Genomic DNA, 16,630 nt, shown 5'->3' with positions numbered 1-16,630 from the left:
GATAGTGCTTTCCGCCCGTCAGTGCCGCCGCCGGAAGGGGCTCTCCCATGCCGAACTCGCCGCGACCGAGCCGACGCCTGGTGCTGGGCGGGGCCGGGGCCGCCGTCGTCACCTCCGCGTTCGCGCCGGTCGCCCGGGCCGCCGAGGCGCTGACCCGGCCGGACCTCGCGCTCACCGGGCGGAGCACCGACCTCGGCGCCGGCTGGCGGTTCGCACTGGCCAACCCCGACGGGGTCACCGACCCGGACGGCCGCTTCGCCCGCGCCGCGGAGCCCGGTTTCGACGATTCGGCGTGGCAGGCCGTCGACGTCCCGCACGACTGGAGCATCGAGCTCGCGCCGACCGAGCGGGGCGGCACGAGCAGCGCGTCCAGCTTCTTCCGCGGCGGCCTCGGCTGGTACCGGCGGACGTTCACCGTGGCGCCGTCGCTCGGCGGGAAGCGCGTGTCGGTCGAATTCGACGGCGTCTATTCGGACGCGCACGTGTACCTGAACGGCGAGCTGCTCGGCAACCACCCGTACGCCTACACCGGGTTCGCCTTCGACCTCACCGGCAAGCTGCACACCGACGGCCGGACACCGAACGTCCTGGCCGTGCGGGCGGTGAACCCGCTGCCCAGCAGCCGCTGGTATTCCGGCAGCGGCGTCTACCGCCGCGTCCGGCTGGTCGTGACCGAGCCGGTGCACGTCGCCCGGCACGGCACGTTCGTCACCACGCCCGACATCGCCGCCGGGCGGGGGACCGTGCGGGTGGCCACGGACGTCGCCAACGACTCCGCCGCCGCGGTGGCGGCCGAGGTACGCACGACCGTCACCGACCCGGCGGGCCGGGTGGTGGCGACCGGCTCGGCCACCGTGGCGCTGCCCGCCGGGCGGACGGTCACGGCGGTCACGACGGGGTCCGTGGCCGATCCGCGGCTGTGGTCGACCGGGCGGCCTTCGCTGTACCGGGTGCGCACCGACGTCGTCCTGGCCGGGCGGGTGGCCGACACGACGAGCACGAGCTTCGGCTTCCGCCACTTCGCGTTCCACCCGGACGACGGGTTTTCGCTCAACGGCGTGCCGATGAAGCTGCGCGGGGTCAACCTGCACGCGTCGCAGGGCGCGCTCGGCGCGGTGGTCGACGAGGCCGCGCTGGAGCACCAGCTGCGGCTGGTGCTGGCGATGGGCGTCAACGCGCTGCGGACCGCGCACAACCCGCCCGACCCGCGGCTGGTGGCGGTCTGCGACCGGCTCGGGATCCTGATGATGGTCGAGGCGTTCGACTGCTGGCGCACCGGCAAGGTCGAGTTCGACTACCACCGCGACTTCGACGCGTGGAGCGGGCGCGACATCGCGGAAATGGTGCACGCGGCCAAGAACTCGCCGTCGGTCGTGCTGTGGTCGATCGGCAACGAGGTGCCGGACGCGTCGATGGCGGGCGGCCCGGCCATCGCGGCGGGCCTGATCGCCGCGGTCCGGGCGATCGACCCGACCCGGCCGGTGATCATGGGGTCCGACCGCTACCGGAGCGTGCCCGCGCCGGGCTCGCCGCAGGACCTGATCCTGCGGCAGCTCGACGGTCTCGGCGTCAACTACAACACCGCCCAGTCGATCGACGGGCTGCACGCGGCGTACCCGGACAAGTTCTTCTTCGAGTCGGAATCGTCTTCCGAGACCTCGACGCGCGGGGTGTACCAGGACCCGGACCTGCTCAACACCGGCGAGAACCACACGCCGGGCAAGCGGGCGACGTCGTCCTACGACAACAACCTGGCCTCGTGGACCTTCAGCGGCGAGTACTCGCTGAAGAAGGACCGGGACCGGAAGTTCTGCCAGGGCCAGTTCCTCTGGGCCGGGCAGGACTACCTCGGCGAGCCGACGCCGTACGACGTCTTCCCGGTCAAGACGTCGTTCTTCGGCGCGATCGACAGCGCGGGCCTGCCGAAGGACGCCTTCCACCTCTTCCGCAGCCAGTGGACGGCCGCGCCGATGGTGCACCTGGTCCCAGGGGACTGGACCGGGCACCGGCCGGGCGAACCGGTCGCGGTGTGGGTCTACTCCACTGTGGACACCGTCGAGCTGGTGCTCAACGGCCGTTCGCTGGGCGTCAAGCGCTTCGACCGGAAGACCACTGTGGACGGACGGCCGTACCTGGAGACGACCGAGCCGGTCGGTGACGACAAGAACGACCCCTCGGGCAGCTACACCAGTCCCAACGGCAGTTCCGGCAAGCTGCACCTGACGTGGGCGGTGCCGTTCGAGCCCGGCACGCTGACCGCGATCGCCCGCGAGGGTGGCCGTGAGGTGGCCCGCGACCGGGTCGTCACAGCCGGTCCGGCACGCGCGATCACCCTGACCGCACCGGATCGGGGCGAGAACGGGGCGATGGCGTTCGTGACGGCGTCCGTCGTGGACGCACACGGCGTCGTCGTGCCCGGCGGCGAACCGGTGCTGCGGTTCGCCGTCCAAGGCCCGGGGCGGGTGGCCGGCGTGGACAACGGCAGGCAGGAGCTGGCCCAGGGCTACCAGCAGCCCACGATCCCCGCGTTCAAGGGTCAGGCGGTGGCGGTGATCGCGGCGACGGGCGGCCGCGGCCCGATCACGGTGACGGCGTCCGCGCCAGGACTGGCGTCCGGCCGGATCACCTTGCCGGGCACCGGTCTCGGGCAGCGCAACGGGCCCGGGGCGCGGGCCGTGGAGTCATCGGTTCCGGTGGTGGTGCGGGCGGCCGACGCGAGTTACTCGGGCGCGCCGGACACGCTGCCGTCGGCGATGCTGGACGGCGGCCCGGCCACCGGCTGGTCGAACTTCTCCGTCAAGCCGGCGACCGCGACGCTGGCCGCGGTGAGCCGGCCGCGGGCGGCGGACTGGGTGTCACTGGCCTGGCCCGCGGCCCGGCGGATCAGCGCGCTCACCGCCCGGTTCGTCGTCGACTCGAAGCACGCGCTGCCGTCGGCGGCCGAGGTCGCCGTCCGCACCGCGCGGGGGTGGGAGCCGGTGCGGGACCTGCGGATCACGTGGGGGAGCGGCTCGAACGACCCGACGACGCTCGAGTTCGCCCCCGTGGTGACCACGGAAGTCCGGCTGACGATGTCCGCGACCGCCTTCCTCCGCATCAGCACGCTCGTGAGTGGGAAACAGGGTTAGAACACTGTTTCCCACTCACGACCGCGTCAGCGGGTGCAGGGGGCGAGAGCGTCGAGGCCCTGCGGTTTCTCGGCGTTGCGGCCGATCGCCGTGGCGATGCGGTTGATCGTCGCGACGCGCTTGTCCTCGAGCGGGCCGAGGATCGCGTTCTGGACGAAGTTCGGGCCGCCTTCGCCCGCGCTCGTGACCAAGCGGTTGTCGGCCTCGGCGATCTGGGTGTCCAGCAGGGCGAGGTTGCGCTGGACCTCGGCCTGCGCCTGGGCCGGGATCGCCGGGAGGCGGCTTTCCACGTCCGGGCAGGTGATCCGGCCCGACGCGGTGTTCCCGCCGTTCTGCGCGGGCGCGGGTGCCGGTGCCGGGGCCTGCGCGCTGGAAGCCGGAGCGGCGCCGGACTGCCCGCCCAGGGAGCACGCCGCCAAACCGCCCAGGTTCTGGGGTTTCTCGCCCTGGCGGCCGATGGCGATGGCGATCCGGTCGATCGTCGACGCGCGTTTGTCCTGCAGCGGGCTGAGGATCGCGTTCTGCACGAAGTTGGGGCCGCCCTGGCCCGCGGTCGTGATGAGGCGGTTGTTGGCTTCGCCCAGCTGCGTGTTCAGCAGCTGGAGGTTGCGCTGGACCTCGGCTTGCGCCTGGGCTGGGATCGCCGGGAGCCGGCTCGCGACGTCCGGGCAGCTGATCTGCCCACCCGAGGCCGCGTTGGCGGCGCCGGGGTCGCCGACGGTCGTCGCGATCACCAGTGCTCCCGCCGCGATGCCGAGGCCGAGGGCCGCCGTCGCGATCTTCGTCCGCCGCGAGAGGCGGTGCCGTCCACCGGTAGCAGGCATGAATCACTCCAGGTTAGCGTGAACAGAGAGGGTCCACACGGGCAGCGCGCGGTTGTTCCGAATGGCGCGGCCGACTGGGCCGCGAAGGTCATCGTGGCGGCTCCAGCAGGGATTTGTCCAGTGTGAAAAGGAAAACGGGGAGATGCTGAACCATTCCGAACCGGGGTACGTGTGAATCGGTGAAAGGCGGCTTGTGCGATTCCGCGAAAGCCGGGTCTTGACGTGGCCGCCGTCGCCTCCTAGCGTCGGCATACCGACCGGTCGGTGTCCAAAGGAGGTCACTGGATGAGCTGGTACGACGCGAAGCCCTGGCTCGCGAGCTACGACGAGCGGGTGCGGGCCGCGGGTCCGGCGAAGCCGACGACCCTGCCCGAGACGTTCCGCCGCGCCGCGGACCACGTCCCCGACCGGGCGGCGATCGCGTACTTCGACGCGCGGCTGAGCTACCGGGAGCTGGACGAGCTCTCCGACGGCGTCGCGCGGTACCTGACCCGCAACGGCTTCGCCCGCGGCGACCGGCTCGCCCTGGTGCTGCAGAACATCCCGCAGTTCGTGATCGCGCTGCTGGGCGCGTGGAAGGCCGGCGGGATCGTCGTCCCGGTCAACCCGATGTACCGCGAGCGGGAACTCACCCACGTGCTCACCGACGCCGGCGTCAAGGCGATCGTGTGCTCGCAGCGCGGCTGGAACGCCTACATCGCGAAGACCGTCGAAGGCAGCGCCGTCGAAATCTCGCTCACCACCAGCGAACTCGAGTTCCAGACCCGCGACGACGAGCGCGTGCTGGCGAAGGTCGAGAAGGAGGAGACGCCGGGCGCCACCGAACTCCTCGAAGCCGCGAACACCCCGGGCCCGAAGCCGCCGGAACCCGCCTTCGCGCTCGACGACACCGCGCTGATCAGCTACACCTCCGGCACCAGCGGCACGCCGAAGGGGGCCACCAACACGCACGGCAACATCGGCACCAACGCCGCCGGGCTCGGCTCGTTCAGCGGGCTCCCGGCCGGCTCGACGCTGTTCGGGCTCGCGCCGCTGTTCCACATCACCGGCATGGTCTGCGAAGTCGGCTCCGCGATCGACATCGAGGGCACCCTCGCGCTGGCCTACCGCTTCGACGCCGGGGTCGTGCTCGACGCCTTCCTGGAGCACCGGCCGTCGTACACGGTCGGGCCGTCCACGGCGTACATGGCGCTGATGGCCCACCCGTCGTTCAGCCGCGAGCACTTCGCCTCGTTCGCGCTGCTGTACTCCGGCGGCGCCGCGCTGCCGCCCGCCGTCGTCGAGGCGTTCCGCGCGAAAACCGGGCACTACATCCACAACGGCTACGGCCTCACCGAGACCACCGCGGGCTGCGTAGTCGTCCCCGGCACCCTCGAAGCGCCGATCGACCCGGCGTCCGGCACCATCTCGATCGGCCTGCCGGTGCCGGACACGATCGTCCGGATCCTCGGCGAGAACGGCGAAGAGCTGCCGTTCGGGCAGCCGGGTGAGATCGCCGTCGAAGGCCCGATGGTCGTCTCCGGCTACTGGAACCGGCCGGACGCCACCGCGGAGGCGTTGCCGGGCGGGCGGCTGCTCACCGGCGACATCGGGTTCATGGACGAGCGCGGCTGGGTCTACGTCGTCGACCGCAAGAAGGACATGATCAACGCGTCGGGCTTCAAGGTCTGGCCGCGCGAGGTCGAAGACGTCCTCTACACGCACCCGGCGGTCCGCGAAGCCGCCGTCGTCGGGATCGCCGACGAGTACCGCGGCGAAACCGTCAAGGCGTACGTCAGCCCGGCGCCGGGAGCGGCCGCCGATCCGGCGGAACTCGTGGCGTGGTGCAAGGAACGGCTCGCCGCCTACAAGTACCCGCGCACCGTCGTCGTGCTCGACGAACTCCCGAAGACCACCAGCGGCAAGATCCTCCGCCGCGAACTGCGAGCGAGGGGCTGATGGTCGAGACCGCCCGCGGCGCGATCGCGCCGGAAGCGCTGGGCCGGGTGCTCATGCACGAGCACCTCTTCGTGCTCAGCCCGGAATTCGTCCAGAACTACCCGGAACACGAAGGGTTCCGCGAAGACGAGCACGTCCCCGAAGCGATCCGGCGGCTCAAGGAGCTGAAGGACGCGGGGATCGACACGATCGTCGACCCGACGGTGATCGGGCTCGGCCGGTACATCCCGCGCGTGCAGCGGGTCGCCGCCGAGGTCGAGGTCAACATCGTCGTCGCGACCGGGCTCTACACCTACAACGACGTGCCGCACTACCTGCACTTCCGCGGGCCCGGCACGCTGCTGCAGGGCGAGGACCCGCTCGTCGGGATGTTCGTCGGGGACATCCGGGACGGGATCTCGGGTACCGGCGTCAAAGCCGGGCTCCTCAAGTGCGCCACCGACGAACCGGGTGTCACGCCCGGCGTCGAACGCGTGCTGCGCGCGGTGGCGAAGGCGCACGCCGAGACCGGCACGCCGATCATGACCCACACGCACGCCGGCACGCGGCGCGGGCTGGAGCAGCAGAACATCTTCGAGGACGAGGGCGTCGACCTGAGCCGGGTGCTGATCGGGCACTCCGGGGACTCGACGGACCTCGGGTACCTGACCGAGCTCGCCGACCGCGGGTCGCTGCTCGGGATGGACCGGTTCGGCCTGGACCTGCTGCTGCCGTTCGAGGAACGGGTGAACACCGTCGCGGCGATGTGCGAACGCGGTTACGCGGGCAGCATGGTGCTCTCGCACGACGCGTCCTGCTACATCGACTGGCTGCCCGCCGAGCAGCTGCCCGCGCTCACGCCGAACTGGCACTACCTGCACATCACCCGGGACGTGCTGCCCGCGCTGCGGGAGCGCGGGGTGTCCGAAACGGACATCACGACGATGCTCGTGGACAATCCCCGGCGGTTCCTGGCCCGGGAGTCCTGAGCCGTTATCCTGGTGCGTCGGATTCGAGAAGGGGGTGCGCGGTGACCCGAGCAAGCACCCGGAAGCCGGGCGAGGCGACGGGCGACGACCAGGCGGCCGTGCCCCGGCGGCTGCTGGAGCACGCCACGAAGCTGTTCGCCAAGAAGGGCTTCGACCGCACGTCCGTCCAGGAGATCGTCGAGGCCGCGGGCGTCACCAAGGGCGCGATGTACCACTACTTCGACTCCAAGGACGACCTGCTCTACGAGATCTACGCCCGCGTCCTGCGCGAGCAGACCCGGCAGCTGGAGAGCGTCGCCGACTCCGGTGCGCCGCTGCGGGAACGGCTCGCCGCCGCCGCGTCCGACGTCGTCGTGTCCAGCATCGACAACCTCGACGACAACACGATCTTCCTGCAGTCCATGCACCAGCTGTCCCCGGACAAGCGCAAGGCGGTGCGCGCCGAGCGCCGCAAGTACCACGAGCGCTTCCGCGGCCTGGTCGAAGAGGGCCAGGCGTCGGGGGAGTTTCGCGCGGACAAGCCGGCCGACGTCGTCGTCGACTTCTTCTTCGGCTCGGTGCACCACCTGGGTTCGTGGTACCGGCGCGGCGGTTCGCTGACCGCCCGCCAGATCGGCGACCACTACGCGGACCTGCTGCTGGCCGCGTTGCGCCCGCCTGGTTGATTGGTGCGGTGACCGATTTCCCGCCGCTGCCCGTGCTCGGCAAGCTGACGCCGGCCGAGCGCGAGCTGATCGAGGCCGCCCGGCGCGGCGAGGTGGCGACACCGGACGCGCCCGTCCGGGCCGAGGTGCTGCGGGAGCTGCTGCTCGGCCGCCGCGGCCCGCTGGACCCGCTGGGCGTGCGCGTCGAGGGCGCCCGGATCGCCGGGACGCTGAACCTGGACCTCGTCGAGGCCGGGACCGGCCTCGCCCTCACCGGCTGCGTGGTCGTGAACCCGGTCAGCGTGCGGCGGGCCCGGCTCCCGTGGCTGGACCTGTCCGGCAGCCGGATCGCCGGGTTCGACGGCGACGGCGTCCGGATCGGCCACGACCTGCGCCTCACCGGCGTGCGCGCGACCGGCTCCGGGGAGTTCGGCGCGATCTGCCTGCGGGACGCCCGGGTCGGCGGCCGCGTGTACCTGGGCGACGCCGAGGTGACCAGCGAAGACGGGCCCGCGGTCTACCTCGACGGGCTGGCGTGCGCCGACCTGCGGTGCGCGGGCCTGCGTGCGGCGGGCGACGGCGAGCTGGGCGCGGTCCGCCTGCTCCGCGCGAACGTCACCGGCCAGGTCGTCTTCGACGACGCCGTGCTCACCAACGCCGGCGGGCCCGCGCTGCACGCCGACGGGCTCGAGGCGGCCGGCGACGTGTGGCTGACCTCGGCGAAGATCACCGGGGCCGGCGAAGAGGGGGCGCTCCGCCTGATCGGCGCCCGGATCGGCGGCGAAGCCGATTTCACCGACGCCGCGCTGACCAACGAGACCGGTCCCGCGCTCGAGGCCGACCGGCTGCACGCCGGTGACCTGCGGCTCGACGGCGTCACCGCGCTCGCAACCGCCGAAGACGCGGCGATCAGCCTGCTCGGGGCGCGGATCGAGGGCCAGTTCAACGCCGGCGCCGCGGTGGTCGTCAACCGCCGCGGCCGGGGGCTGAGCGCCGACGGCATCCGGGTCGGCGACAGCTTCCACGCCGACGGCCTGAAAGCGCGGGCGTCGGGGGAGTACGGCGCGCTCTGCCTGCTCAGCGCGCACGTGGCCGGCAACCTCTACCTCGACGGCGCCGAGCTGGCCAACGACACCGGGGCGGCGCTGAGCGGCGACCGGCTCGGCGTCGACGGCAATTTCCGCGCCAACCAGCTGACCGCGGAGGGGTCCGGGGAACCGGGCACGATCCGGCTGCTCGGCGCCCGGATCGGCGGCCGGGTGGACCTCGAGGGCGCGAAGCTCACCAACGACGCCAGCCCGGCGCTGTACGCCGACGGCCTGCACGTCGGCGGCAGCCTCGACTTGTCGGGGGTGAAGGCCACCGGGGCCGGCGACGACGGGGCGATCCTGCTGCACTCCGTCGAGATCACCGGGCAGCTCTTGCTCGACGGTGCCGAACTGGCCAACGCGTCCGGCCCCGCCGTCAACGCGGATGACGCCCGGGTGGGCAACTACGTCGACGGCACCGGCCTGAGGGCGTCCGCCTCGTCCGAGTGGGGTGCGCTGACCCTGTCCGGGATGTGGATCGGCGGCCGGATCGTTCTCGACGACGCGGAGATCAGGAACGACGCCGGTCCGGCGCTCGTCGCCGACCGCGCCGAAGTGCGGGAAAGCCTGGTGCTGCGCGGGATCCGCGCCACCGGGGCCGGGGAGGAGGCCACGATCCGGCTGCTCGGCGCGCGCATCGCCGGCGACGCACACTTCAGCGGCGCCGAGCTCGCCCACTCCGGCGGGGAAACTCTCCTGAGCCTCGAAGACGTACTGGTCGAGGGAAAGGTCTTCCTGCCGGTCGACGTCGTCTGCGCGAAACCGGTCCGCGGCCCGCACCCGGGGACGATGGAGCTCGACGGGTTCCGCTTCGGCGCGCTCGGCGCGGCTACCTGGCAGGAGTGGCTGCACCTGATCCGGTGGCACACCGCCGTCTACCGGCCCGGTCCGTACCAGCGGCTGGCCGCGGTGGAACGGACGTCGGGGCACGACGGCAACGCCCGGCACGTCCTCATCGCGCAGCAGCGCGACCTCCAGCGGTGGGCGCCCGAGGGGATCGGCGGCTGGCCGGCCCGGCGGTTCCACTGGCTGTGGGGCGCCCTCGCGGGCTACGGCTACCGCGCGCGGCGCACGGCGGCGGCGTTGCTGCTCGCGGTGCTCGCCGCCGGCGGGCTCGGCCTCTGGGCCGGGCAGGTGGAGGAGGGCGGCCACCACGCCGCCGAGCGCGTCGCGGACTTCGCGGCCCCGGCCGGCACGCGGTGCACGACCGTGGAGCTCATCGGCGTCGGGCTGGACCGCGGGCTGCCGCTGTCGCCGGGGGTGCGCGGCCGGTGCGACCTCAACACCGGCCTCGACGCGGGGCAGGTGTTCACCGTGGCGATCTGGGCGGTCCAGGCCGCGATCTGGGCGCTGGCCACGCTCGCGCTGGTCGGCTACACCGGGCTGGTGCGCAAGACCGGCTAGGGCTGCCCGTACCCGGCCAGCCCGGTCTCGGCGAGCCGGGCGGCGCGGCGGACTTCCCGGGTGACGGCGTCGATCGCGTCCGGCAGCGGAACGCCGGGCCGCAGGTGGGTCCGCAGGGCGCGGAACTGAACCCGCCACAGGCCGACGAGGGTGGCCGCGACGATCTGGGGCTCGGGGTCCTCCGGGCGCCGGCCGGTCCGGGTGGCGAGCACCTCGGCGGCGAGATCGGCGAACCGGTCGGCGACGTCGCTCCGGTACGCGCGCAGCGACGGGGTGTCGCGGATCAGGTCGCCGAACCGCCGGTACCGCGCCAGCGCCCGATCGGGTTCGGCGTCGGCGGCGAGGTTCTCGACGAGGCCGTCCAGTTCGTCGTCGAGGACCGCCAGCATCGCCTCGACCGGCGGGATCGCCGGGTCCGCGAGGCGCGCACGCATCGCGTCGGCCGTCGCCTCGAGCCGGTCCAGGAGCAGGGCTTCCTTGCTCGGGAAGTAGTTGAAGACGGTCTTCTCGGACACGCCGCACGCCTCGCCGACGTCGGCCACGCGCACGGCGTCGAAGCCGCGTTCGAGGAACATCCGCGCGGCGGTGTCGGACAGCTGCTGCCGCATCGCCCGCTTCTTGCGTTCACGCAGGCCGCCGGTCTCGGTGGTCGTCACCTGATCACTGTACTTCAGCCACCTGAAAAGTTCTGCTACAGTAATTTTATAGCTGCTGAACTTTCTTGGAGGCCCTAGTGTCCGAGATCCACATCGTCCGCGACTACCCGCACCCGCCCGTGAAGGTCTGGCGCGCGATGACCGACCCGGACCTGATCCCGTACTGGACGTCGACCGGGAAGGGGGCCCGCGCGGTCGGGTTCGAGCCCGAGGTCGGCAACCACTTCCGGTTCGTCGCCAAGCCGATGCCCGGCTGGCGCGGGATCGTCGACTGCGAGGTGCTGGAGGTCCGCGAGCGGGAACTGCTGCGCTACACCTGGGTCGGCGCCGAAGGGGAGCCGCCGAGCGAGGTCCGCTACCTGCTGGAACCCACCCCCGCGGGGACCCGCTTCACCTACCACCACACCGGCTTCACCGGCCTCGGCGGGTTCGCCATGGCCAGGCTGCTCGGCGCGGTCCGGCGCCGGATGCTCACCACCGGGCTGCCCGCCTTGCTCGCCGACCTCGACGACGCCGGGGCGCTGCGGGTCAGTGCCGCCCGACGTGGTCCAGCAGCAGGGCGATGACCTCGTCCGGGGCCTCCATCGCCATCCACTGGCTCGCGCCCTCGAGGATCTGGAACCGGTACTCGGCGTCGATGTGGTGCACGGTCAGCTCGGCGGCGCTCTGGCCGAGGTAGGGGTCCTCGCGACCCCAGAGGTAGAGCGTCGGCACGGTGATCCGGCCCGCCGGGATGTCGAAATCGTCGTCGGTGGCGCCGCGGTACCAATTCAGCGTCGCGGTCAGCGCGCCCGGTTCGGAAAGGCGCGCGATCGAGCGTTCGACGATTTCGACCGGAATCCGACGGCTGTAAACAGCGCGTAATTGCGTGGCTTCGTCGCGTAAGAGGTATTTCTCGGCTTTGCCGGCACCGCGCCGGAAGAACCGGATGTACCCGAGGTCGTGGAACTGCCCGTCGTCGGTCGCGGCCGCCCGCCGCAGCGCCGCGGGGTGGGGCGTGGAGAGCACGGTGAGAGACCGCAGCCGCTCCGGGTGCGAGGTGGCCAGTGCCCAGGCGATCATGCCACCCCAGTCGCGGGCGACCAGGTGGAACCGCTCGGCGCCCTGGCTGCCGGCGAAGGCGAGGGCGTCCCCGACCAGCTGATCGAGAGTGTAGTGCTCGACCCCGTCCGGCCGCGCCCCGGCCGAGTACCCCCGCTGGTCGACGGCCACGGCCCGGTAACCGGCCTCCCCGAGCGCGTGCAGCTGCTCGGTCCAGGCATCGGCGAACTCGGGCCACCCGTGCAGGAACAGCACGAGCTCCCCGCGTTCAGGCCCGGCCGCAAGCGCACTGTGCCGCCGATCCCCGACGGCGATCGTCAATTCTTCCAGCGCACCCGTCGACGCGACGGCGAATTCCATGGCGCCAGGCTAGAACGGGCCGCCCGGGAGAGCCATGGGGAGAAGGGCACTTTTGCCACCCTTTTGCCTTCCGGGTGGCCTGGCTCACAGAATTTTCGCTCATCTGAGCGAAAATTCCGTGGCCTGGGGGTGGTCAGTTCTTCCAGACCACCGGGGACTTGTCGTAGCCGTCGCCCTTGTCGAACGTCGCCGCTTCCACCGCCGAGCCCTCGCGGGCGCCCTGCAGGGTGCAGGTCTCGAACTTCGCGCCCGCCGTCGTGAAGTCCTTGCCCGCGGTGGCGGACTTGCAGCCGTCGGTGCTGCCGGTGATGATCACGCCGGTCGAGCGGCCGTCGGCGCCGAGGGCGCGCAGGCTCACCGAGGCGTAGGACAGGTCGGCGCCGTCGACGTTCTCGACCGTCGCGCGCAGGTAGAACGGCGTGATCCCCTTCGCCTTGTCGCCGTACTTAGCGAGGTCGGCGTTGGCGCCCTTGTCGATCGCCGTCACGGTGATCGCGATGGTGCCGGACTTGGTCGTGCCGTACTTGAACGGGACCACCGCGCGCTCGCCGAGCTTGAGTTCGGTGCCCGGCTTGGTGACGTCGCCCACCGGCGCGGCGGCAGCCGTCGACGATGACTCGGAGGAGGCCGACGTGGGGGCCGCCGGGGTCTCGGTCGGGGTGGCGGGCACCGCTTGGCCGGACTCGCTACCGCACGCGGAAAGGAAGAAGGCGGCGGCGAGCAGGGCGGTGGTGCGGACGTGCTTCATGGATCTCCTCGAACAACCCGCCGGACGGGTTCCGGCGGGGCGGAGCCGGAGCGCCGCGGCCGCCCCCAGGACAGTCGCGGCGACCCGGCGGGGTGCCCTCGCGGCTCCGTCAGCGGGACGCTAACCCGCGCGCCGCGCCGCCGGTGTGGGCTGTTCGCACCACACGGAGGTCACAGATCGTCGACGCCGATCAGGCCGTCCTGGATGGCGCGCGCGACGAGCGCGGCCTTGGTCGGCGCCTCGCGGCCGATGCGCGCGTACTTGACGCGGATCCGCTCGAGGTGCGAGTTCACCGTGCTGGCCGAGATCCCGAGCCGGTGCGCGACGAACTCCTTCGACTCGGACTGGAACCATTCGACGAGCACCTCGGCTTCCCGCGCCGACAGCGCCGGCCGCGCCTCCGACCGGTCCCCGGCGAGCGCCCCGGCCAGCGACGGCGGCGTGTACGGCCGGTCCTGCGCCGCCGCCCGCGTCGCCTCCACCAGGTGGTCGGCGCCCTCGGCCTTCGTCAGGTAGCACAGCGCGCCGAGCTCGAGGCACTGCAAGGCGACGTCGTCGTCCGCGCGCATCGAGTAGACGACGACCCGGCGCCCGGCTTCGGCGAGCCGCCGCAGGTCGCCGAACGCCGGCGCGGGGCCGCCCAGGTGCAGGTCGAAGATGACCACGTCGGCGGCCGCGCCCGCGCCCAGCCAAGCGGCCTTGACGTCTTCGCCGTCCGCGACGACGTCGATCGGCGGGTCGCCGGCGACCAGCCAGTACGCCACGCCGGCGCGCACCGCCGGGTGGTCGTCGACCACGACGGCCGTCACTCGGGTCGCCACCGCGCCTCCATCCAGGTCTGTCCGTCTCGCGAGTGGGACGCGACGGGGACCGCCGCCGATCCGCTGAATTCGGAGGTGCCGTCCGCGACGACCGCGACGCGGACCAGTTCGGGCGTCCGCAGCACGCTCACCCGGGCCCGCGTCCGGGCGGCGGCCAGCGCGGTGAGCACGGGCCCGGTCAGCTCCCGCCGCGCGGGCGCCGGCACGTCGACGGGATCACCACTGACGGCGAGCGCCACCGCGACCCCGCGCCGCTCGGCGACGTCGAGGCAGGCGGTGACCTCGTGCACGAGCGGATCGGGCACGTCGTCGTTCTCGGCGAAGAGCCGCCGCAGCTGCGCGGCGGCGAGCCCGCACCGGGCGCGCGCCTCGGCCGTGCGGGGGTCGACGGTCCCGTCGGCGAGCCCGGCCAGCAACGGCAGGGTCGCCCCGAGCTGCTCGGCGAACCCGGTCCGCAGCGCCTCCCCGGCCTGCGCGGCAACGGCGGCCCGGGTGGCGAGCCGATCCCGTTCGGCGGCCGCGGCGGCGGCTTCGTTCGAGCGCCGGTCGAGCAACCCGAACAGCCCGGCGACGGCGACCTGGAAGACGGTCACGCCGAACAGCACGATGGCGGCATCCCCGAACTCGGTCCGCGCAACGGGCCCGGCGACCAGGAACTGGGCAACGCTGGCCCCGACGTGCAGCGCGAGCGCGGTCAGCAACGCGGGCAGGCGGTCGGCGAGCAGGACGAGCAGGTGCCACCCGACGAGCCCGAACGACCAGTGCGGTTCGCGGAAGAAGGAGTCGGGCGGCAGCGCGGCGGTCGCGACGGAGGAGGCGGCGAGGACGACGAGGGTGCCGACGACGGAAACCACCAGGGGGAGGGGCTTCCGGCGCAGCACCCACCAGGCACAGGCCACGGTGACGCCGGCGAGGACGAGGAACGCGAGATCCGCGGCGAGGGGTGGCCGATAGGCGGACTGGTGACGCAGCAGGGGAGCGAGCCCGAGACCGGGCTGGATGACGGCGGTGACCCCGAGCAGGACGATCCGGATGGCAGCGGCAAGCCGGACCGCGGGTTCGGCCGGCCGCCCCGGCGGGGTGGGCGGCCTCGGTGGGGTAGCGCCGGCGGGTTCGGCTGGGACCTGCCCCAGCGAGGTGGGCGCGGCAGCGGGTTCGGGTGGTGCTGCGTCGCCGGGCTGAGTTGGCGGGGTGGGTTTGGCTGGTCGGGTGGGGCTTGGCCGGGTGGCGGGTTGGGGCGGCGTGGCGGCGCCAGGCTGAGGTGGTGTGGGGCTGGTGGGTTGGGTTGGTCGGGTGGCGGGTTGGGGTGGTGCTGTGGCGCTGGGCTGAGCTGGCGGGGTGGCGCTGGTCGGCTCGGTTGGTCGGGTGGGGCTTGGTTGGGTGGCGGGTTCGGGCGGCGTGGCGGCGCCAGGCTGAGGTGGTGTAGCGCTGGTGGGTTCGGCTGGAAGCTGACCCGACCTGGTGCGGGCTGGCCGAGTGGCGGGTTCGGTGGCGTCGCCGGGCTGCTTTGGCGGGGCAGCGCCGGTGGGCTCGGCTGGGAGCTTCCCCGGCCGGGTGGCGGGTTCGGGCGGCGTTGCGGCGCGGAGCCGCTTCGCCGAGGCGGCGCCGGTCGGCTCGGCGGGCGTGTCAGGCATCCGGCCGCCACCGTGCTGCGCGCTCAAGCGCTGGTCCGGCGGTCGCAGCGAGCCGTTCGGCGGGTTCAGGCATGGGCTCGCCATGTTGCCAGGGCAGGCTGCTGCCTCGGTGCCGAGCGGCGGTCGGGGCGGGCTCGGCCGGGGCGCTCGTGGTCGGCCGGATCGCTGGTCCGGTGGCGGTCGCGGCGAACCGGCCGGTGGGTTCAGTCATGGGTCCGCCTCGAAGCCGCGGCATCCGCAGGCCAAGCCACGACCTCGCGGCACCACCTCAGCGTCACCGTCGTTCCCTCGCCCGGCCGCGAAGTGACCTCCGCCGTCCCTCCGGCCGCGCGCATCCGTTCCACCACCGACCCCCGCACGCCCCGGCGGGACAACGGGACCTCCGCCGGGTCGAACCCGACGCCGGCGTCCGCCACCGTCACCTCCACGCCACCGGGCGTCGGCGCCAGGCGCACCGCGACCGACGACGCGCCCGAGTGCCGCTCCGCGTTGCGAAGCGCCTCCTCCGCCGCTCGCACCAGGGCGAGCGCCGCCGCGGCCGGGACCTGCGGGACCTCCTCCCACACCGTCTCCACCCGCAGCGCGCGCCCCGAGGACACCATGCGCAACCCGGCTTCGAGGTCGACCGGGCCGTCCCCGCCGGTCAAGATCGCCAGGTCGTGGGCCGCGTAGCCCGCCACCGCCGCCGGGTCGGTCGTCGCGCCCGAAGCCACCGCCAGGAACGTCGCCGAAGCCGTGTCGTGCAGGAGGGCCAGGTACTCACGCTCGCGCCGCCGCCGGTCGCGGCTGAGGGCCTCCGCCTGCTCGACCGCCGCCTGCTCCGCGCGGGCCGCGTCGGTGCGGGCGGCCGCTCGGCTCAGGAGGACGTACGCGAGGCGGGCCAGCACCGTCTCCACCACCACCCGCGGCACCACCGGCAGCCACGCGCCGAGGCCCGCGACGGCTCCGACCACGAGCAGCGCCACCAGCGCCGGCCCGGTGAGCCGCGGCGGGTGCTCCCACTGCCACGTGATCGCCGTGATCGTCAGGACGTTGACCGCCCACAGGCTCGCCTCGCCGGGCACCGACGTGAGCCACGGCTGGGCGGCGCACACCGCACCCGCGCGCAGCACGGACAACGCGAACGACGTGCGCCGCCCGGCGAGGACGTCGGCGACGCCCGCACCGAACGTCAGCGCGAGCAGGGCGAACGCGAGCGGGAGCGCGCCGCCGGGGGTGGCCACGACGCCGAAGACGCCGACGATCCCGGTCGCGACGGCCCGGGCGGGGCCGGCGAACTGGGCGACCGAGGCGCGGAGCTGGGATTCCACCGAGCCGGCCGGGCTGGTGGTCATCGCGCTCCCGGGAACGGCGGAAATCGGTCAGCCCGTTTCTAC

13 protein-coding genes are annotated in these 16,630 nt (G+C 73.1%); 6 read left to right on the top strand and 7 right to left on the bottom strand.

The window, feature by feature from the left end; all coding sequences use genetic code 11:
* Positions 1-47: 47 nt before the first annotated feature.
* Positions 48-3,128 (top strand): glycoside hydrolase family 2 TIM barrel-domain containing protein, encoded by a 3,081-nt coding sequence (locus MUY14_RS19910; protein WP_247024516.1) that lies wholly within the window; start codon positions 48-50, stop codon positions 3,126-3,128.
* A gap of 26 nt (positions 3,129-3,154) precedes the next feature.
* Here the strand turns inward: MUY14_RS19910 and MUY14_RS19905 are convergent, their stop codons facing one another.
* The gene (locus tag MUY14_RS19905) at positions 3,155-3,952 is read right to left on the bottom strand and encodes a hypothetical protein (RefSeq protein ID WP_247024515.1); all 798 of its coding nucleotides are present in this window, start codon (positions 3,950-3,952) and stop codon (positions 3,155-3,157) included.
* Positions 3,953-4,237: 285 nt separating this feature from the next.
* Between MUY14_RS19905 and MUY14_RS19900 the strand changes: the two genes are divergently transcribed.
* From MUY14_RS19900 to MUY14_RS19885, 4 genes are read left to right on the top strand one after another with little or no spacing between them, the layout of a single operon-like run.
* The gene (locus tag MUY14_RS19900) at positions 4,238-5,890 is read left to right on the top strand and encodes an AMP-binding protein (protein ID WP_247024514.1); all 1,653 of its coding nucleotides are present in this window, start codon (positions 4,238-4,240) and stop codon (positions 5,888-5,890) included.
* The gene (locus MUY14_RS19895) at positions 5,890-6,858 is read left to right on the top strand and encodes a phosphotriesterase (RefSeq protein ID WP_247024513.1); all 969 of its coding nucleotides are present in this window, start codon (positions 5,890-5,892) and stop codon (positions 6,856-6,858) included. The genes MUY14_RS19900 and MUY14_RS19895 overlap by 1 nt, the downstream gene beginning before the upstream one ends.
* 41 nt (positions 6,859-6,899) lie before the next feature.
* Complete coding sequence (locus MUY14_RS19890; protein ID WP_247024512.1) at positions 6,900-7,523, top strand: TetR/AcrR family transcriptional regulator; 624 nt, start codon at positions 6,900-6,902, stop codon at positions 7,521-7,523.
* A gap of 8 nt (positions 7,524-7,531) precedes the next feature.
* Complete coding sequence (locus tag MUY14_RS19885) at positions 7,532-9,994, top strand: hypothetical protein (protein ID WP_247024511.1); 2,463 nt, start codon at positions 7,532-7,534, stop codon at positions 9,992-9,994.
* Here MUY14_RS19885 and MUY14_RS19880 read toward each other — a convergent pair.
* Positions 9,991-10,602 (bottom strand): TetR family transcriptional regulator, encoded by a 612-nt coding sequence (locus tag MUY14_RS19880; RefSeq protein WP_247025178.1) that lies wholly within the window; start codon positions 10,600-10,602, stop codon positions 9,991-9,993. The genes MUY14_RS19885 and MUY14_RS19880 overlap by 4 nt on opposite strands.
* A gap of 125 nt (positions 10,603-10,727) precedes the next feature.
* Between MUY14_RS19880 and MUY14_RS19875 the strand changes: the two genes are divergently transcribed.
* Entirely contained in the window at positions 10,728-11,216 is a 489-nt protein-coding gene (locus MUY14_RS19875) for an SRPBCC domain-containing protein (RefSeq protein ID WP_247024510.1), read from the top strand.
* On the opposite strand, the gene MUY14_RS19870 is transcribed toward MUY14_RS19875, so the two are convergent.
* The 5 genes from MUY14_RS19870 to MUY14_RS19850 form a co-directional block, all read right to left on the bottom strand.
* On the bottom strand, positions 11,179-12,051 hold the full coding sequence (locus MUY14_RS19870; protein WP_247024509.1) for an alpha/beta fold hydrolase: 873 nt from the start codon (positions 12,049-12,051) through the stop codon (positions 11,179-11,181). The genes MUY14_RS19875 and MUY14_RS19870 overlap by 38 nt on opposite strands.
* Positions 12,052-12,184: 133 nt before the next feature.
* Positions 12,185-12,799: a hypothetical protein gene (locus tag MUY14_RS19865; RefSeq protein WP_247024508.1), complete on the bottom strand. Its 615-nt coding sequence runs from the start codon at positions 12,797-12,799 to the stop codon at positions 12,185-12,187.
* A 170-nt stretch (positions 12,800-12,969) separates the two neighbouring features.
* The gene (locus MUY14_RS19860; protein ID WP_247024507.1) at positions 12,970-13,620 is read right to left on the bottom strand and encodes a response regulator transcription factor; all 651 of its coding nucleotides are present in this window, start codon (positions 13,618-13,620) and stop codon (positions 12,970-12,972) included.
* A complete protein-coding gene (locus tag MUY14_RS19855; RefSeq protein WP_247024506.1) occupies positions 13,605-14,474 on the bottom strand; it encodes a hypothetical protein in 870 nt (289 codons plus the stop codon). The genes MUY14_RS19860 and MUY14_RS19855 overlap by 16 nt, the downstream gene beginning before the upstream one ends.
* 983 nt (positions 14,475-15,457) lie before the next feature.
* Entirely contained in the window at positions 15,458-16,588 is a 1,131-nt protein-coding gene (locus MUY14_RS19850; protein ID WP_247024505.1) for a sensor histidine kinase, read from the bottom strand.
* Positions 16,589-16,630 lie beyond the last annotated feature (42 nt).

The sequence above is a fragment of the Amycolatopsis sp. FBCC-B4732 genome (genome assembly GCF_023008405.1).
In the GTDB taxonomy this organism is placed as follows: domain Bacteria; phylum Actinomycetota; class Actinomycetes; order Mycobacteriales; family Pseudonocardiaceae; genus Amycolatopsis; species Amycolatopsis pretoriensis_A.
The sequence above is the reverse complement of the archived record's forward strand: the minus strand, read 5'-3'. Positions and strand labels throughout refer to the sequence as shown.